Origin of the sequence: Microbacterium sediminis (assembly GCF_004564075.1) — a bacterium.
Classification (GTDB): Bacteria; Actinomycetota; Actinomycetes; order Actinomycetales; family Microbacteriaceae; genus Microbacterium; species Microbacterium sediminis.
On record NZ_CP038256.1, the window covers coordinates 664273 to 682899 of the forward strand.

14 protein-coding genes, 1 tRNA gene and 2 rRNA genes are annotated in these 18627 nt (G+C 67.4%); 11 read left to right on the forward strand and 6 right to left on the reverse strand.

The window, feature by feature from the left end:
• Window positions 1-20: 20 nt before the first annotated feature.
• The gene (locus tag E3O41_RS03215) at window positions 21-608 is read right to left on the reverse strand and encodes a DNA-3-methyladenine glycosylase I (RefSeq protein ID WP_067027446.1); all 588 of its coding nucleotides are present in this window, start codon (window positions 606-608) and stop codon (window positions 21-23) included.
• Window positions 605-1108: a methylated-DNA--[protein]-cysteine S-methyltransferase gene (locus E3O41_RS03220; RefSeq protein WP_067027444.1), complete on the reverse strand. Its 504-nt coding sequence runs from the start codon at window positions 1106-1108 to the stop codon at window positions 605-607. Before E3O41_RS03220 ends, E3O41_RS03215 begins: the two co-directional genes overlap by 4 nt.
• A 210-nt stretch (window positions 1109-1318) precedes the next feature.
• Between E3O41_RS03220 and E3O41_RS03225 the strand changes: the two genes are divergently transcribed.
• Window positions 1319-4987, forward strand: a complete 3669-nt coding sequence (locus tag E3O41_RS03225; RefSeq protein WP_099566321.1) for an ATP-binding protein — start codon at window positions 1319-1321, stop codon at window positions 4985-4987.
• A gap of 4 nt (window positions 4988-4991) precedes the next feature.
• Complete coding sequence (locus tag E3O41_RS03230; protein WP_067027439.1) at window positions 4992-5192, forward strand: hypothetical protein; 201 nt, start codon at window positions 4992-4994, stop codon at window positions 5190-5192.
• 63 nt (window positions 5193-5255) lie between these two features.
• On the opposite strand, the gene mscL is transcribed toward E3O41_RS03230, so the two are convergent.
• The 3 genes from mscL to E3O41_RS03245 are packed head-to-tail and all read right to left on the reverse strand — an operon-like array spanning window position 5256 to window position 6611.
• Window positions 5256-5663: a large conductance mechanosensitive channel protein MscL gene (gene mscL / locus E3O41_RS03235; protein ID WP_067027437.1), complete on the reverse strand. Its 408-nt coding sequence runs from the start codon at window positions 5661-5663 to the stop codon at window positions 5256-5258.
• A 49-nt stretch (window positions 5664-5712) separates the two neighbouring features.
• Window positions 5713-5991, reverse strand: coding sequence for an FmdB family zinc ribbon protein (locus E3O41_RS03240; protein ID WP_083991014.1), 279 nt, complete (start codon window positions 5989-5991; stop codon window positions 5713-5715).
• A 23-nt stretch (window positions 5992-6014) separates the two neighbouring features.
• Window positions 6015-6611, reverse strand: coding sequence for a 5-formyltetrahydrofolate cyclo-ligase (locus E3O41_RS03245; protein WP_067027435.1), 597 nt, complete (start codon window positions 6609-6611; stop codon window positions 6015-6017).
• 55 nt (window positions 6612-6666) lie between these two features.
• Between E3O41_RS03245 and galU the strand changes: the two genes are divergently transcribed.
• The 7 genes from galU (at window position 6667) to E3O41_RS03280 (ending at window position 12212) form a co-directional block, all read left to right on the forward strand.
• The gene (galU, locus tag E3O41_RS03250; protein ID WP_067027433.1) at window positions 6667-7554 is read left to right on the forward strand and encodes a UTP--glucose-1-phosphate uridylyltransferase GalU; all 888 of its coding nucleotides are present in this window, start codon (window positions 6667-6669) and stop codon (window positions 7552-7554) included.
• 19 nt (window positions 7555-7573) lie between these two features.
• Entirely contained in the window at window positions 7574-8203 is a 630-nt protein-coding gene (locus tag E3O41_RS03255) for a GNAT family N-acetyltransferase (protein ID WP_067027430.1), read from the forward strand.
• An 84-nt stretch (window positions 8204-8287) separates the two neighbouring features.
• Window positions 8288-9199 (forward strand): hypothetical protein, encoded by a 912-nt coding sequence (locus tag E3O41_RS03260; RefSeq protein WP_067027428.1) that lies wholly within the window; start codon window positions 8288-8290, stop codon window positions 9197-9199.
• A gap of 48 nt (window positions 9200-9247) precedes the next feature.
• Window positions 9248-9323: transfer RNA gene (locus E3O41_RS03265), tRNA-Ala, on the forward strand.
• Window positions 9324-9409: 86 nt separating this feature from the next.
• On the forward strand, window positions 9410-10456 hold the full coding sequence (zapE, locus tag E3O41_RS03270; RefSeq protein WP_067027625.1) for a cell division protein ZapE: 1047 nt from the start codon (window positions 9410-9412) through the stop codon (window positions 10454-10456).
• A 290-nt stretch (window positions 10457-10746) separates the two neighbouring features.
• Entirely contained in the window at window positions 10747-11157 is a 411-nt protein-coding gene (locus tag E3O41_RS03275) for a hypothetical protein (RefSeq protein ID WP_067027426.1), read from the forward strand.
• Between the two features lie 143 nt (window positions 11158-11300).
• The gene (locus E3O41_RS03280; RefSeq protein ID WP_083991012.1) at window positions 11301-12212 is read left to right on the forward strand and encodes a T6SS immunity protein Tdi1 domain-containing protein; all 912 of its coding nucleotides are present in this window, start codon (window positions 11301-11303) and stop codon (window positions 12210-12212) included.
• 159 nt (window positions 12213-12371) lie between these two features.
• Here the strand turns inward: E3O41_RS03280 and E3O41_RS03285 are convergent, their stop codons facing one another.
• A complete protein-coding gene (locus E3O41_RS03285) occupies window positions 12372-13085 on the reverse strand; it encodes a YceI family protein (protein WP_067027422.1) in 714 nt (237 codons plus the stop codon).
• A gap of 467 nt (window positions 13086-13552) precedes the next feature.
• On the opposite strand from E3O41_RS03285, the gene E3O41_RS03290 reads away from it, so the two are divergent.
• Window positions 13553-15077, forward strand: a 16S ribosomal RNA gene (locus tag E3O41_RS03290).
• Between the two features lie 358 nt (window positions 15078-15435).
• A 23S ribosomal RNA gene (locus E3O41_RS03295) occupies window positions 15436-18542 on the forward strand.
• Together the 16S and 23S rRNA genes form the textbook arrangement of a ribosomal RNA operon.
• The last annotated feature ends 85 nt before the right edge of the window (window positions 18543-18627 follow it).

The window sequence follows — 18627 nt, forward strand, 5'->3', positions numbered from 1 at the left end:
GCCTTGCCGTGCCCGGCCGCTCACCAGACGCCGCTGGTGCCCCGGCGGTGGCTGCCGACGAGGTGGGTGTCGACGATGCCGACGGCCTCCATGAGCGCGAACATCGTGGTCGGTCCGACGAAGCGGAAGCCGCGGCGCTTCAGCTCGCGCGAGAGGGCGATCGACTCGGGGGAGGACGAGGGGATGTCGGCGTAGGTGAGGGGCGCCGGGGTCTCGGCCGGTCGGTGACCCCAGATGAGCTCGACGAGGCCGCCGTCCTCACGCAGCGCCACGGTGGCGCGGGCGTTCCCGATCGTCGCCAGGATCTTCGCGCGGTTGCGGATGATCCGAGCATCGCCCAGCAGCCGGTCGACATCGTCCTCGCCGAACGCGGCCACCGCGTCGGGCTCGAAGTCGCGGAAGACCTCGCGGAACGCCTCGCGCTTGCGCAGGATCGTCGCCCACGACAGGCCCGACTGGAACGCCTCGAGGCTCAGCCGCTCGAACAGTCCCCGTTCGTCGCGGACGGGCATGCCCCATTCCGTGTCGTAGTACTCGCGCAGCAGGGCGTCGCGCGAGGCCCACAGCGGCCGCGCCAGGCCGTCGTCGCCGATGACGAGGTCGCTCATCGGATCGCCTCCCGCTCCAGCTCCACGAGGAAGCGCTTGTGCTCGGGGAACCCGCCGTACTCGCCGAGCTTGCCGTCCGATCGGATCACCCGGTGCACCGGCACCACCAGCGCGAACGGCGTGTCGCGGCAGGCGGTGCCGACGGCGCGGTGCGCGCGGGGGCGGCCGGCGAGCGCCGCGACCTCGCCGTACGACGCCGTCTCGCCGTAGGGGATCTCGCGCACCGCCTGCAGCGCGTCGCGCGCGAAGCCGGACACGAGGCTCCAGTCCAGCGTCACGTCGAAGGCGCGCAGGCGGCCGGCGAAGTACGCGTCGAGCTGCGGCGCGAGATCGGCCGCGACGTCGTCGTCGGGCTCGGGCACGATGCGGTGCGCGTGGGCGAGGGCGCCGAGCACGTGGCCGGGATCGTCGGCGACCCGCACGGCGACGAGGCCGTCGGGGGAGGCGACGGCCACGACGACGCCGAGGGGCGTGTCGACGGTGGCGTATCGGTGGTCCATGCCTCCATCCTGGGGTGCGGGTGCGACATCGACGCACCGTGGCCGCGATCGGTGGATCGTCGCCGGCCCTTTCGCCCCTGTGAGCGGGCGTTGCCCCCCTGCCCGGACAGCCGCGGCGGGGTGATCCCGCGAAACTCCGCGGATCGCCGGGGTGATCGGCCCGCTCGTGCTTACCCTGACTGCGTGTGGCCGGCCGAATCCAGAGCCGCGGTGGATGACATCGCGGCCGATGTGACCCCGAGCGACCTCGGCGTCGCGGAACCGGGGGTGCGCGTCGTGCACGCCGCCGACGCCGAGCGTCAGCGCCTGCGCATGGCCGCGGCGGACCTCGGCGGGCCCTCGCCGCTGCTGCACTACCGCGAGGCGCACGACTCGGGCATCGACATCACCAAGGCCCACCCCGGCAGCCTGCCGCAGTTCATCACGGGCAAGTCCACGCTGCTGTCGAACCTGTTCCGCGACGAGGTGGCGCTGCGCACGGCGCGGCTGGCCGCCGAGCGGATCACCGCCAAGAACATCGAGCTGCGCACCGTCCGGGCGATCGACGCCGTGCGCCTGGCGGTGGGCGTGGCGTCGTGGCGACTGGGCGCCGAGACCTTCAACGCGCCGGTGCTGCTGCGCCCGCTGGCGATCCGCCGGCACCACACCGACTTCGAGCTCAAGCTGCACGGCGCGTTCGTCGTGAACCCGGAGCTTGTCCGCGCCCTGCGCAGCCAGTTCGGGATCGAGCTCGACGGCCCGGCGCTGGCCTCGCTGGCGCACTCCGACGGCGTGTTCAAGCCGCAGCCGGTGATCGATCACCTGCGGGCGGCGACCGCCCGGATCGAGACCTTCACCGTGCGGCCGCGCCTCGTCGTCTCGACCTTCGCCGACGTCGGCGGCGTGATGGCGCGCGACCTGCACGACCTCGGCCACCCGGTGCTCGACGCGCTCGCCGGCCACGACGACGCCATCGCCAACCTGCGCGACCAGCGCGACGCGCCGCACGTCACCCACCCCGACGAGCGGGCGCCCGCCTCCGACACGCTGCTGCTCGACGCCGACGCGGAGCAGGAGCGCGTGCTCGCCCGCATCGCCGCCGGACAGTCGATCGTCGTGCACACGCTGCCCGGCACGGGCGGCACCCAGACGGTGATCAACGCCGTCGGCTCGCTCGTGCGCGCCGGCAAGCGCGTGCTCGTCGTGAGCCCGCGCCGGTCGACGCTCGACGGCGTCCGCCACCGCCTCGCCGCGGTCGGCCTCGACGCCCTGGCGGTCTCGCCGTCGTCGCTGCGCCGCGACCTCATCCGCGCGATCGGCCGCAACGAGAAGGCCGAGCAGCCGCGCGTCAGCGACATCGACGACGCCCTCGTGCGCCTGCGCACCGTGCTGCGTGATTACCGTCGCGCGCTCGTGAAGCCCCACCCGCAGCTGGGCGTCTCGGCGCTCGACGCCGCGCGCACGCTCACCAAGCTCGCGTCGCTGCCGCAGCCGCCGTCGACGACGGCCCGGCTCGGCATCCGCGCGCTTGAGCGGCTGGCGGGAGACCGCACCGACGCGGCCCGCACCCTCACGCTCGCCGCGCGCCTGGGCGAGTTCCGGATCGGCCCGAACGATTCGCCCTGGTACGGCGTCGCGTTCGCGACGACGCAGGAGGCGAAGGACGCGCACGCGCTCGCCGGCCGGCTGCAGAGCACCGATGTGCCGCAGCTGCTCGAGCGCGGCTATGAGCTCATCGCGCAGACGCGCATGCGCCCCTTCACGACGATCGACGAGCTCGGCGAGTACCTGCGCCTCCTGCACGGCATCCGCGACTCGCTCGACCGGTTCAGCCCCACGGTGTTCGAGCGGCCGCTCGCCGAGCTCATCAAGGCACACGGCCCGCGCCGCGAGGCCGAGAGCATGCCCGGCGCCACGCGCCGGCGGCTGAAGAAGCTCGCCAAGGAGTACGTGCGCCCCGGCGTGCACGTGGTCGACATGCACGGCGCGCTCGTGCGCATCCAGCACCAGCGCGCGCAGTGGCAGCAGCTCGTCGACACCGGCGTGGTGCCCGAGGTGCCGATCGGCATCGCCGAGGTCGAGAGCGCCTGGCAGCGCGTCGAGACCGACCTCGAGTCGCTCGATCGCGCACTGGGCCGCGGCACCCGCCTCGCCGCGATGCCGGTGCAGCGCCTCGTGCGCACGCTCGGCGGGCTCGCCGCCGACTCCGAGGTGTTCGACAACATCGTCGAGCGCGCCGAGCTGCGCACCCAGCTGGCGCGCCTGGGCCTGGAGCCGCTGCTGACCGAGCTGTCGGTGCGTCACGTCGACGAGGCGCGCGTGGCCGAGGAGCTCGAGTTCGCGTGGTGGCAGTCGGCGCTCGAGCACATGCTGCAGAGCGACCGGGCGCTGCTGGGGGCGAACACGTCGGTGGTCGATCGCCTGGAGCGCGACTTCCGCCTCGTGGACGAGGCTCACGCCTCGGCATCCGGGCCGCTGCTGGCCTGGCAGCTCGCCGCCCAGTGGAAGATCGGGATCGTCGACGAGCCCGACCAGTCCGCCTCGCTGCGCCGCGCGCTGATGCGCGGCGAGGTCGACCCCGAGGCCGTGCTGCGCGAGGCGCCCACCCTCATGCGCGTGCTCGCGCCGGTCTGGCTCGCCTCTCCCTACGAGGTGCCGTCGATCCCCGACACCGAGACGTTCGACACCGTGATCCTGGCCGACGCGGCCGCCGTGAGCGTCACCGAGGCGGCGCCGGCGATCCGCCGCGCGCAGCAGGTGGTGGCCTTCGGCGACCCGGTGACCCAGCGCCCGACGCCGTTCGTCGTGCAGACGGGGCGCGAGGTCGAGGCCGGGGCCGTGTTCGATGCGGGGAGCCTGTTCGAGGGCCTCGCGGAGATCGTGCCCGTCGAGACGCTCACCCGCAGCTACCGCGCCGGCGGCGAGGACCTGGCCGCGCTCGTCAACGACGCCTTCTACGGCGGCGAGATCGTCTCGCTGCCGTGGGCGGGCTCGTACCTGGGCCGAGGCAGCCTCACGGTCGACTACGTGGAGGGCGGCCACGGTGCGCCCGATCCCGTCACGGGAGCGGTCGAGAGCCCCGATCTCGAGGTCAACCGCGTGGTCTCGCTCGTGGTGGAGCACGCCGTCAACCGGCCCAACGAGTCGCTCATGGTCGTCAGCGTGAGCCGCAAGCATGCCGAGCGCGTGCGCGCCGCGATCAATGCGGCCTTCGCGGGGCGCAGCGACGTGGCCGACTTCGTCTCGCGCGACACCGGCGAGCCGCTCACGGTGCTCACGCTCGAGGAGGCCGCCGCCGAGAGCCGGGACCGCGTCATCCTCACCCTCGGCTACGGCCTCACCAAGCACGGCCGCGTGCTCAGCGAGTTCGGCGACCTGTCGACGCCCGACGGCGAGCGGCTGCTCACGATCGGCATGACCCGCGCCCGCCGCTCGATGGTGATCGTCTCGTCGATCCGGCCCTCGTCCTTCGACGACGGGCGCCTGCAGCACGGCGCCGCCACCCTGATGGGCATCCTCGGCGGGCTCGCCGCCCGCGGCCGCGACGCGCGCCTTGAGGATCTCGCCGACCCGCTCACGCTCGCCCTGGCCCGCGAGCTGCGCCGGCTCGGCGTGGCCGTCGACGTCGACTACCGCGGCATGCTGCCGCTGGTGGCGCAGCACGGCGGCAAGGCCGTGGTCGTCGAGCCCGATCCCGAGTCGCGTGCCGAGTCGCTGCGAGAGTCGCTGCGGCTGCGGCCGCACGTGCTGCGGCGCCTGGGATGGCATTACGTGCGCGTGCACGCGTTCGACCTGTACAGCGACCCGGCGGCCGTCGCCGAGCGGATCGCCGCCGTGCTCGGGATCACCCCGGGCACGCCCCGGGCCCAGGACGACACCCAGCCGCTCGATCTAACCTGATCGGGTGACGGAGAGCGGTCAGCGGCAGCGCGTCGAGCGGGTGGCGGGTTCCCGCCGCGCCCGCCTCACGCGCGTCGACGGCACCCTCTCGGACTCCGAGGCCGAGGCGACGCTGCGGGGCGAGCGGCCCGGCGCCGTCGCGCCCGCGGGGGAGCGGGGCGCCAACGACGACCGCCTCCGCCGCGACCGGCCGCCGCACTGGTGAGCTTCCCGGGAACGACGAAGGGCGCCGCCGGATCGAACCGGCGACGCCCCTCGAGATGACGCGTTACTGCTGCGGCCGGGCGGCGAGCAGGTCGCGGATCTGCGCGAGCAGCTCCTCCTGCGTGGGGGCCGGCTCGGCCTCCTCGTCGACCGCGAGCTTGGCGGCGCGGCGCTCGGCGATCTTGTTCATCGGCAGCACCAGGGCGAAGTAGACGACCGCCGCGATGGCGAGGAAGTTGATGATCGCCTGGATGATGGCGCCGATGCCGAAGTTCACCGGGGCGAAGATGCCCGGGAAGGTGATGACCCAGCCCGACAGGCTGCCGCTGGGCACGAATGCGCCGAGCAGCGGGTTGATGACGTAGTCGACGACGGCCGTGACGATCGCGCCGAACGCGCCGCCGATGACGACCGCGACCGCGAGATCGATGACGTTGCCGCGCATGATGAACTCTTTGAAGCCCTGCAGCATTTCGGTTCCTTCCCCCATCCGGCGACACGCCGGAATCATCGGGCGCCGATCAGGACGAGGCCGGCGCCGGAGCGGACGCTCCGGAAGACGATGATGCCGTGGACGTCGATGCGGCGCCAGACGCCGCGCCCGAATCGCCCGCAGTCGACCCCGACCGCGAATCGGTGCGGTAGAACCCCGAGCCGTTGAACGTGACGCCGATCGATCCGTACTGCTTGCGCAGCGGGCCGCCGCACGCGGGGCACTCGGTCAGCGACGGATCGCTGAAGGACTGGACGGCGTCGAAGGCGTGACCGCACGTCTTGCAGGCATAGGCGTAGGTAGGCAATGCGTCCTCGCAGGGTGACGTGATCAGCGACGCGGGCGCGGGAATGCGCGCGTCCGGGTGGGGGTGACGATGCCGGTGACCGGCTGATCGTGCACCTCGCGGGGAACCCGCTCCACCAACTCAGAATCATAGATGACCGCATACACCGGGGGACTGTGCTCCATGGAGCCCAGGGTCTTGTCGTAGTAGCCGCGGCCCCAGCCCAGCCGCCACCCCTCCTCGTCGATCGCGGCGGCGGGGATGACGAGCAGGTCGACGTCGTTCACCGCGATCGGCCCGAGCACCTCGCCGATCGGCTCCGGCACCCCGTATGCGCCCTCGATCTCCTCGCCGTCCGGCGTCGCCACCGCCCAGTCGAGCAAGCCGTCCTCGCGCGTGACGGGCAGCAGCACGCGCAGGCCGCGCGCGACTGCCGCGTTCAGGAACGGGCGGGTGCTCGGCTCGATCGTGGTCGACAGGTAGCAGGCGATCGAGGTGGCGCCGTGCTCGGCGACGAGCGCATCGAGCTGCCGCGCGATCCCCTCGGCCGCAGCCTGACGCTGGGCATCGGAGAGCATCTGCCGACGCTCCCGCATCTCGGCGCGCAGGGCGCGCTTCTCGTGCTCGACGGGCTCCGGCATGGCCCGATTCTACGGGCGAGGTGTAATCACGGGCCGGTCATCTAGTGTGGTTTGCATGGAACCCGCGAAGATCAAGGCGGTGATGCCCGTCGCAGGACTGGGCACGCGCTTCCTCCCCGCCACCAAGGCGACCCCCAAGGAGATGCTTCCGGTGGTCGACAAGCCGGCGATCCAGTACGTCGTGGAGGAGGCGGTTGCCGCCGGGATCCGCGACGTGCTCATGATCATCGGACGCAACAAGAACGCGATCGCCAACCACTTCGACTCCGTGCCGGAGCTCGAGGAGAAGCTCGAGGCCAAGGGCGACGAGGCCAAGCTCGGCCGCGTGCGCGCCTCGAGCGGCCTCGCCGACGTCCACCTGCTCCGCCAGGGCGAGCCCAAGGGCCTCGGCCACGCCGTCTCGCGTGCGCGGTCGCACGTGGGCGACGCGCCGTTCGTGGTGATGCTGGGCGACGACCTCATCGACGAGCGCGACCCGCTGCTTCCCACCATGATCGACGTCCACGAGAAGAAGGCCGCCATGGTCATCGCGCTCATGGAGGTCGACCCCGATCACATCCACCTGTACGGCTGCGCATCGGTCGAGCCGACCGACATGCCCGACGTCGTCAAGGTCGTCGACCTCGTGGAGAAGCCGTCCAAGGAGGACGCGCCGTCGAATCTCGCGATCATCGGCCGCTACCTGCTCACGCCGGCGATCTTCGAGGTGCTCGAGCACACGCAGCCGGGCAAGGGCGGCGAGATCCAGCTGACCGACGCCCTCAAGGAGTTCGCCACCGACCCCGAGAAGGTCGATGTGTACGGCGTCGTGTTCCGCGGCCGTCGCTACGACACCGGCGATAAGCTCGACTACATCAAGGCGATCATGCGGATCGCTGCGGATCGCGACGACCTCGGCCCCGAGCTGCGGCCCTGGATCAAGGAGTTCGCCGCTTCGCTCTGATCGCACGAAGGAGAGCCGGATGGAAGCGCTGCATTCCCGTCAGCACGGCGCGTATTCCGTCCGGCTCATCCGTCCCCGCGACGCGCGTGATCTGCAGCACGAGCTCATGACCAACCGCTCGTGGCTGCGGCCGTGGGAGGCGACGAACCCGCACGGGGCCGTCTCGCTCGACATGCGGTACGCGATCCGGCGGCTGCTGCAGCAGTACAAGGACGGCGCGGGACTGCCGCTCGTCATGGAGCACGAGGGGCGCCTGGCCGGTCAGCTCAACGTGTGGGGCATCGCCCGCGGCTCGCTCGAGTCGGCGACGATCGGGTACTGGGTGAGCGAGCGCTTCGCCGGCCTCGGCATCACGCCCACGTGCGTGGCCATGGCCACCGACATCTGCTTCGAGGAGCTCGGGCTGCACCGGATGGAGATCTGCATCCGGCCCGAGAACGTCGCCAGCCTGCGTGTGGTCGAGAAGCTCGGCTTCCGGTACGAGGGGCTCCGCCGCCGCTACATCCACATCGACGGCGACTGGCGCGATCACTACGCGTTCGCGCTGGTGCGCGAGGACGTTCCCGAGGGCGTGCTGAACCGCTGGATCAGCGGTCGGGTGCCCGCGGACGCGGCGCACGTGCCGCCGGTGGACCGCCAGACGCACTGACCGCAGGCCGCCGCCCGCGCCGATCCGCGCGACACACGCCGGCCGGTGCGGAATATTCCCGCGGCGTCGCCTACCGTTGCGAGCATGGATGGGGGCCAGGTACTCGGCGGCGGGGTCGTGATGCTCGTCGCCGTCGTGCTCTGGCTCGTCTACCTGCTGCCGACCTGGATCAACCGCTCGCGGTACGACGCCGCCGAGCGCAACGCCGTCCGGCTCGGGCGCGCGCTGCGCGTGCTGGCCGAGACCACCGAGTCGCCGGCCGAGGTGCGCGTGGAGCTCACCGCCCGCCAGGCGCACCTCCAGCAGAAGCTCGCGCGGCGCGCGCAGGCCGAGGTGGAGCGCCTGCAGCGGGAGCGCGAGAAGATCGCGGCACAGGAGCAGCGCCTCGAGCGCGACCGCGAGCGCCAGGAGCTCGAGCGCCGGCGCCGCGAGGTCCGTGCCGCCCAGCGCGCGCTCAACGCGGGCCGCCGCATGGCCCGCGCGCGGCGGATCGTGCGCCTGTCGGCGCTGGCCGCGGTCGTCTCGGGCATCGGCCTGACCGTGTGGGGCACGCTGGCGTTCGCCGCGGGCCCCGGCATGCTGCTCGGCGGCGTGGGGCTGTCGGTGCTCGGCATCGTGGTGCTCAACCGGATGGCGCACGTGGCGCGCCGCGTCCGCGCTCCGCGCCCCGTGCCGGCTCCCGTGGTCGCCCGCCGAGAGTCGTCGCCGCTGATCAACCCCGAGGACCGCGGCTGGACGCCCCGCACGCTGCCGGCGCCGCTCGTGGCGACCGCCGGCTCGCGCGCCGCGGGCGAGGTCGCGGCGCAGAGCGCGCGCGAGGCCCTGCTGCAGGCCGCCCGCGAGGAGGCCCTGCGCACCCGCGTCGAGGAGCGGACGCCCGCTCCGGTGCCGCTCACGGCGGCCGAGGAATCGCGCTATGCCCGCATGGGCTACGTCGACGACGCCGAGATCGAGAGCCACGTGCGCGAACTGCTCGCACGTCGCGCGGCGGGGTGAGCGTGGACGGAACGCCCCGCCGGATCTGGTAACGTATCTGAGGTTCACGGGCCTATGGCGCAGTTGGTAGCGCGTCTCGTTCGCAATGAGAAGGTCAGGGGTTCGAATCCCCTTAGGTCCACCAGAATCGATGTGCCCCGTCAGATGGCGGGGCACATCGCGTATCCGGGCGGCATCGCCGCTCGCGCGACGGGCACGCGGAGTCGGAGCATGCGGACAGGGCAGACGGATCGCGCGATCGAGGCCGCGATCGCGGCCGAGGCCCGGTCGGCGGGCATCGTGCTCGATGACGCGCAGAGCGTGGCCGCCTCTCGTCTGGCGCGACTGGCGGGCCCGATCGGCGATCCCGACGAGCGTCCGGTCGGCGTGTACCTGCACGGACCGGCCGGCCGCGGCAAGACCTGGCTCGCCGATGCGTTCCTGCGGGCGGTGCCCGATGCGCGCACGCGGCGCGTCCACTTCCACGGTTTCCTCGAGGAGCTGCATCGCGCGATCTTCGCGCGGCGGATCGACGCGGCGCCGGCGCAGGTCGATGCCGTCGCCGGCGCGATCGACGACACGATCGGCGATGCGGAGGTGCTGGTCTTCGACGAGTTCCACGTGCACGATCCGGGTGACGCGCGCCTGCTCACGCTGCTGCTGCAGCGGGTCGCCGATCGCGGCATCGCCGTGGTGGCCACGTCGAACTACGCGCCGGCGCAGCTGCTGCCCAACCCGATCTGGCACCACCTGTTCGAGCCGGGGATCGCCCTGATCGAGGAGCGGTTCGACATCGTGCCGCTCGAGGGCCCCCGGGACTACCGCGAGGGCGGGGTAGCCCGCGATGGGTTCGCGGCGGGACGCTGGATCGTCGCCGATGCCGCGCCGGGGGAGCCGACGACGCGGCTCGAGGTGCGCGGCAGGGAGTTCGAGGTCGTCGCCGCCGGCGACGGGGAGCTCACGATCACCTTCGCGCAGCTGTGCGAGGCACCGACCTCGGCGATCGAGTACCTCGACTGGGCGACCCGCTACCCGCGCTGGACGGTGCGCGATGTGCCGTCGCTCGCCGCCGTGCCGCCGCCGGCGCGGCAGCGCTTCGTCAACGCGATCGACGTCCTGGTCGATCGCGGGGTGCGCGCCGCGTTCACCTCGGCGCTGACCCTCGAGGCCTTCATCGCCTCGGCCCACGACGCGGGCCCCGACGCCCCGCGCCTCACGAGCCGGCTGCGGCTGCTGCGCGCGGAGCGGCCGCTCGCCGACGCGCGGGTGGCGGGCTAGGCGCGCTCGAAGACGAGCTGGAACTCGACGAAGCCCTCGGGCTCCACTCGCACGAAGCCGAGGTTCGGCGCCGTGACCCCGTAGTCCGCGAACGGGGCGGTGCCGTCGGCGGCCGGTCCCGCGACCGGCTCGGTCAGCCGGAACGTGGCCGCGGGATACTCGGCGGTCGAGAGCGCCTGATCGCGACATCGACGGTGAACTCCCCGCTCTGTAATCGGCGAATGGCACCGGCATCGCGCGCGAATTCGCGCGGCGTGGCACCATGTCGCGTAAGGGGATGGAGAAGCCGCGTGAAGGTGCCTTTCGTCACGGGCGAGTTCGTGGTGGTGGACGGGGTCGCGTACCCGCGCTACGACCCGGGATACGGCGTGAGCAACCGGCCGGGGGAGATCTCGCTCGGGGCACCGGGTGACCCCGCCACGTGGGCGATGCGCGTCGCGGCGGATGATCACCGCGTGGTCTCCGTCCAGCCCACGGCGAAGCTCCACGGGGTCCCGGTCTTCGACCTGCGGTACCACCCCGACATCCGCCGGGTCAGCTTCAAGGTGCTCAGCGAGTACGCGCCGGAGCTGCGCGCGGCAGGTCTGCAGCTGGACGTCGACCACGACTACAAGGGCCTTGAGCATCGGGGAACGGCCGCGGCCGCGGAGTTCACGGATTTCGAGGACGGCATTCCTGAGGAACTGCGCGGGCTGGTGTGAGCAGCTGCAGGGCCTTCACCGGCCGCGGCGGACACCGGGCGGTTCCGGGTGCGAGGGAGCGGTGCCCATCGCCGATCGTGCTTCGGCGCCCGTACGTTTGAGAACGTGAGCTTCATCCGCTCGGAGGTCAGGAGGACCCTCGCATGAGTTTTCCCGTGCCGTACACCGTCGCAGGTCCGGTCTCACAGGAGACGATCGAGCGCTTCGGGCACATCGTGTCGATCGATCTGGAGAACGTCTGGAAGGACGAGGGCCAGCTGATCACGGCGGACGGTTTCATCCGCGCGATCGATCCGGCGCCGCTGCTGCCGTTGATGGATCAGCTGCTGCCGGCGATCCCGGGGGCGGTGCCGTTGTTTGCGACGGCGTGGGGCGACCTCGTCGTCGCCCACAGCGACACCCCTGATCACGCGCTCGCGGAGAAGCACAAGCTGACGCTCGTTCTGTTCCGGTTCGGCTTCTACCGGCACTTCCTCAACGTCCCCGTTCTGGCGTTCGACTTGTTGGTGAGCGAGGACACCCAGGTCGGCCCCCTCGCCCGTGACTTCCATGGCCGCGGCGTCGCGTATGCCGACGCCGTCGCGGCGCTCGGCGTGCCCGAGATCGACGAGTGCTTCGGGTTCGTGCTGCCGTTGTCGGCGGGCGGTGCGAACGAGGTGTCGAACCTCACGCGTCGCAGACTCGTCGAGCACCTGGCGTTCCTGGTGCAGATGGGCGGGCCGCCGCGCGACCTGGACGAGCTGGACCCGCCGAAGACCGCTCCGGATCCCGACGATCTTCCGGAGCGTGTGCCGACTCCCGCCGAGTCGCAACTGATCGAGCAGGGCTCCGCTCTGCTGCTCAAGGTGAACCCGACCGAGGACTTCGACTTCCGTCCCCTCCCGGAGTTCGGGGCGGTGTACGTGTGGCAGCGCGGGTTCGGCACGGGCCAGATCATCGTCGCCCCGGGTGACGAGGTGCTCTACGGCAACTCGATGCTGTCGGACGCGCAGCTGATCGAGCTGTGGCGCCAGGGGCGGCGCACTCCGATCGAGAAGTTCGACGTCCGCCGATGAACGACATGGTCGAGACGGCGCTCAGAAGTGTCCGATCGGACGAGCGGCACCGGGCCGACCGCGCACACCTCGGTGCTGCCCCTCGAGGCCTTCATCGCCTCGGCCCACGACACGCGCCCGACGCCTCGCGCCTTACGAGCCGGCTGCGGCGGTCGCGCGCTAGGAGCGCTCGAACACCAGCTGGAACTCGACGAAGCCCTCGGGCTCCACGCTCACGAAGCCGAGGTTCGGCGCGGTGACGCCGTAGTCGGCGAACGTGATCGGGATGCTGCCGGCCACGTGAATCCGCTCCCCATCCGAGACGGCCTCGATCGGCACCGTGACGGCCTGGGTCACGCCGCGCAGCGTGAGCTCGCCGGCGGCATCGAACGCGGCGGTGCCGCCGGCGACCGGCCCCGTGACGGCGACCGGCTGGGTCAGGCGGAAGCTCGCCTCAGGGTACTCGTCCGTCGACAGCGCCTGGTCGCGGAAGTACGCGTCGCGCTCGGCGGCGTCGGTGGCGATGCTCGCGACGTCGACGGTGAACTCCGCCTGCTGCAGGGCGAGCCCGTCGATGACCGCCGTGCCCGAGACCTCCTCGGTGCGGCCGACCACCGTGACGTCCTCGCCGGCGAGCACCTCGTCGACGCGATACCCCGCGAACGAACCGTCGGCGACGGCCCAGGTGCCGGTGAGGTCCGACACCGCCGCGCCGGCCGAGGGCGTCGCGCCGTCGGACGGCACGGACGGGGCCGCCGGCTGCTCGCCCACGATCACGTCGCGATAGAACGCGGGACCCCAGATCAGGGCGACGGCCCCCACCACGACAAGCAGAGCGAGGGCGACGAGCAGGGCGATGACGCGGCGGCGACGGGGGCGCGAGGGGGAGGTCATGCCTCGAGTCTGAGGCACGAACCCGCACGGGACCAGGAGGTTTCGGTCGTATGAACGCTCCGTGACGACTGGGCGACACGCCCGGGTGCACGGCCCGGTTTGCCCGAACCCCCGCAACGGCGTAATGTTTTCTCTGTCGCCGCCAAGCGGTGAGGTTGAGCCGGAAGGTTCCCACCCCAAGCAAGCGACACAAACCCCCGATGAAGATCCTCGCAGGAGGGTGTCTGACTCGTGGGACGAATGCCCCGGAGGGCCACGGCGGGAGTCGTGGGGCTGGGTGCGTCCGATCCTTGAGAACTCAACAGCGTGCACTTGTCAAATGCCAAATAACCTCGTCGGCTGACTTTGGTCAGTCGTGAGATTCCTTTGGATCAATTTTTGGAAGTCAGTTTTGACATCCTTTTTTGGTCATGATTGAACTCGCTGCAGCAGTGATCGTTTTCCCGGTCGTGTTGTGGCTTTCGTTTTTTACGGAGAGTTTGATCCTGGCTCAGGATGAACGCTGGCGGCGTGCTTAACACATGCAAGTCGAACGGTGAAGCTCCAGCTTGCTGGAGTGGATCAGTGGCGAACGGGTGAGTAACACGTGAGCAACCTGCCCCTGACTCTGGGATAACAGTCGGAAACGACTGCTAATACCGGATACGCACCGCGGAGGCATCTCCTGTGGTGGGAAAGATTTTTCGGTTGGGGATGGGCTCGCGGCCTATCAGCTTGTTGGTGAGGTAATGGCTCACCAAGGCGTCGACGGGTAGCCGGCCTGAGAGGGTGACCGGCCACACTGGGACTGAGACACGGCCCAGACTCCTACGGGAGGCAGCAGTGGGGAATATTGCACAATGGGCGAAAGCCTGATGCAGCAACGCCGCGTGAGGGATGACGGCCTTCGGGTTGTAAACCTCTTTTAGCAGGGAAGAAGCGAAAGTGACGGTACCTGCAGAAAAAGCGCCGGCTAACTACGTGCCAGCAGCCGCGGTAATACGTAGGGCGCAAGCGTTATCCGGAATTATTGGGCGTAAAGAGCTCGTAGGCGGTTTGTCGCGTCTGCTGTGAAAACTGGAGGCTCAACCTCCAGCCTGCAGTGGGTACGGGCAGACTAGAGTGCGGTAGGGGAGATTGGAATTCCTGGTGTAGCGGTGGAATGCGCAGATATCAGGAGGAACACCGATGGCGAAGGCAGATCTCTGGGCCGTAACTGACGCTGAGGAGCGAAAGGGTGGGGAGCAAACAGGCTTAGATACCCTGGTAGTCCACCCCGTAAACGTTGGGAACTAGTTGTGGGGGCCTTTCCACGGTCTCCGTGACGCAGCTAACGCATTAAGTTCCCCGCCTGGGGAGTACGGCCGCAAGGCTAAAACTCAAAGGAATTGACGGGGACCCGCACAAGCGGCGGAGCATGCGGATTAATTCGATGCAACGCGAAGAACCTTACCAAGGCTTGACATATACGAGAACGGGCTAGAAATAGTCAACTCTTTGGACACTCGTATACAGGTGGTGCATGGTTGTCGTCAGCTCGTGTCGTGAGATGTTGGGTTAAGTCCCGCAACGAGCGCAACCCTCGTTCTCTGTTGCCAGCACGTAATGGTGGGAACTCAGGGGATACTGCCGGGGTCAACTCGGAGGAAGGTGGGGATGACGTCAAATCATCATGCCCCTTATGTCTTGGGCTTCACGCATGCTACAATGGCCGGTACAAAGGGCTGCAATACCGTGAGGTGGAGCGAATCCCAAAAAGCCGGTCCCAGTTCGGATTGAGGTCTGCAACTCGACCTCATGAAGTCGGAGTCGCTAGTAATCGCAGATCAGCAACGCTGCGGTGAATACGTTCCCGGGTCTTGTACACACCGCCCGTCAAGTCATGAAAGTCGGTAACACCTGAAGCCGGTGGCCTAACCCTTGTGGAGGGAGCCGTCGAAGGTGGGATCGGTAATTAGGACTAAGTCGTAACAAGGTAGCCGTACCGGAAGGTGCGGCTGGATCACCTCCTTTCTAAGGAGCATCTGGCACTCTTCGGGTGTCCAGGCGCCGGATCATCACCGAATGTGTGATGCCGGTTAGCTCATGGGTGGAACATTTGACATGCCGTCAGCGCAGCTGGCTGGCTCTAGTACGTCGCTTCGGTGGCTGGAACGGGTTGGTTGGTGAGCGGGGCGGCTGCACGCTGTTGGGTCCTGAAGGACCGGGCACATGACCTTTGGGTTGTGTGTGCGCCTCCTTCGGATGGACCTATCTTGAAGCCGTGTTTCGGTGGATGGGTGGGTGCCGCCCGTACTTTGAGAACTACACAGTGGACGCGAGCATCTTAAAGAAGCGAACATAGACATTTTTGTTTATGGCTCATGCGATTTTGTAAGTCTTTAAGAGCAAACGGTGGATGCCTTGGCATCTGGAGCCGAAGAAGGACGTAGCAATCTGCGATAAGCCTCGGGGAGCTGATAAGCGAGCTTTGATCCGTGGATGTCCGAATGGGGAAACCCCGCCAGGCGCACTTGTGTGACCTGGTGACTCCCGCCTGAATATATAGGGCGGGTAGAGGGAACGTGGGGAAGTGAAACATCTCAGTACCCACAGGAAGAGAAAACAACCGTGATTCCGTGAGTAGTGGCGAGCGAAAGCGGAAGAGGCTAAACCGGGTGTGTGTGATAGCCGGCAGGCGTTGCATGCCCGGGGTTGCGGGACCCACTTGAACCTTCTGCCGAGGGTTCGACGTGACAGAAGCGTGTAGACGAACGGTCTTGAATGGCCGGCCAGAGAAGGTGCCAGCCCTGTAGTCGAAATGCGTGTTCTGGCGTAGTGGGGATCCCAAGTAGCACGGGGCCCGAGAAATCCCGTGTGAATCTGTCAGGACCACCTGATAAGCCTAAATACTCCCAGATGACCGATAGCGGACAAGTACCGTGAGGGAAAGGTGAAAAGTACCCCGGGAGGGGAGTGAAATAGTACCTGAAACCGTTTGCTTACAAACCGTCGGAGCCACCCTGGTTGTGGTGACGGCGTGCCTTTTGAAGAATGAGCCTGCGAGTTAGTGATACGTGGCGAGGTTAACCCGTGTGGGGAAGCCGTAGCGAAAGCGAGTCTGAATAGGGCGATTCAGTCGCGTGTCCTAGACCCGAAGCGAAGTGATCTATCCATGGCCAGGTTGAAGCGACGGTAAGACGTCGTGGAGGACCGAACCCACTTAGGTTGAAAACTGAGGGGATGAGCTGTGGATAGGGGTGAAAGGCCAATCAAACTTCGTGATAGCTGGTTCTCTCCGAAATGCATTTAGGTGCAGCGTTGCGTGTTTCTTGCCGGAGGTAGAGCTACTGGATGGCCGATGGGCCTCACCAGGTTACTGACGTCAGCCAAACTCCGAATGCCGGTAAGTGAGAGCGCAGCAGTGAGACTGTGGGGGATAAGCTTCATAGTCGAGAGGGAAACAACCCAGATCGCCAACTAAGGTCCCAAAGCGTGTGCTAAGTGGGAAAGGATGTGGAGTTGCTTAGACAACCAGGAGGTTGGCTTAGAAGCAGCCACCCTTGAAAGAGTGCGTAATAGCTCACTGGTCAAGTGATTCCGCGCCGACAATGTAACGGGGCTCAAGCACACCACCGAAGTTGCGGCATTGACACTTTTGGTAGGCCTTCGTGGTCCAGCCGTGTTGATGGGTAGGAGAGCGTCGTGTGGCCAGCGAAGCGGCGGAGTGATCCAGCCGTGGAGGCCACACGAGTGAGAATGCAGGCATGAGTAGCGAATGACGTGTGAGAAACACGTCCTCCGAAAGACCAAGGGTTCCAGGGTCAAGCTAATCTTCCCTGGGTAAGTCGGGACCTAAGGCGAGGCCGACAGGCGTAGTCGATGGACAACGGGTTGATATTCCCGTACCGGCGAAGAACCGCCCAAGCCAATCCAGTGGTGCTAAGCGCCCGAATCCATCCACCGTCACCTTCGGGTGACACCGGGTGGCCTAGCGCGCGACCCCATGCTGGTGCGGTTAGCGTATTAACAGGTGTGACGCAGGAAGGTAGCCCAAGCCAGGCGATGGTTGTCCTGGTGCAAGTGCGTAGGCCGAGAGGTAGGCAAATCCGCCTCTCATACAGGCTGAGACACGATGCGGATAAAAAGTGGGTGATCCTCTGCTGCCAAGAAAAGCATCGACGCGAGGTTCCAGCCGCCCGTACCCCAAACCGACTCAGGTGGTCAGGTAGAGAATACCAAGGAGATCGAGATAATCGTGGTTAAGGAACTCGGCAAAATGCCCCCGTAACTTCGGGAGAAGGGGGGCCCAGCGCGTATTAGGACTTGCTCCGAAAGCGTGTGTGGGCCGCAGAGACCAGTGGGTAGCGACTGTTTATTAAAAACACAGGTCCGTGCCAAGTCGCAAGACGATGTATACGGACTGACGCCTGCCCGGTGCCGGAAGGTTAAGAGGATGGGTTAGCCGCAAGGCGAAGCTCGGAATTTAAGCCCCGGTAAACGGCGGTGGTAACTATAACCATCCTAAGGTAGCGAAATTCCTTGTCGGGTAAGTTCCGACCTGCACGAATGGCGTAACGACTTCCCAACTGTCTCAACCACGAACTCGGCGAAATTGCATTACGAGTAAAGATGCTCGTTACGCGCAGCAGGACGGAAAGACCCCGTGACCTTTACTACAGCTTGGTATTGGTGTTCGGTGTGGCTTGTGTAGGATAGGTGGGAGACTGTGAAGCAGACACGCCAGTGTTTGTGGAGTCGTTGTTGAAATACCACTCTGGTCACTCTGGATGTCTAACTTCGAACCGTAATCCGGTTCAGGGACAGTGCCTGGTGGGTAGTTTAACTGGGGCGGTTGCCTCCCAAAGAGTAACGGAGGCGCCCAAAGGTTCCCTCAACCTGGTTGGCAATCAGGTGGCGAGTGTAAGTGCACAAGGGAGCTTGACTGTGAGACTGACAGGTCGAGCAGGGACGAAAGTCGGGACTAGTGATCCGGCAGTGGCTTGTGGAAGCGCTGTCGCTCAACGGATAAAAGGTACCTCGGGGATAACAGGCTGATCTTGCCCAAGAGTCCATATCGACGGCATGGTTTGGCACCTCGATGTCGGCTCGTCGCATCCTGGGGCTGGAGTAGGTCCCAAGGGTTGGGCTGTTCGCCCATTAAAGCGGTACGCGAGCTGGGTTTAGAACGTCGTGAGACAGTTCGGTCCCTATCCGCTGCGCGCGTAGGAAGTTTGAGAGGATCTGACCCTAGTACGAGAGGACCGGGTTGGACGAACCTCTGGTGTGACAGTTGTCCTGCCAAGGGCACCGCTGTTTGGCTACGTTCGGGATGGATAACCGCTGAAAGCATCTAAGCGGGAAGCCGGCCTCAAGATGAGACTTCCATGCCCCTTGCGGGCGAGAGGCTCCCAGCAGACTACTGGGTTGATAGGCCAGACGTGGAAGCACAGCAATGTGTGTAGCTGACTGGTACTAATAAGCCGACGACTTACAACTTCTTCTTTCCGAGAGATAACTCGCGTCCACTATGTGGTTCCCGATGTACGGGCAACCACACCAACACGAATCGTGTTGATGTGCT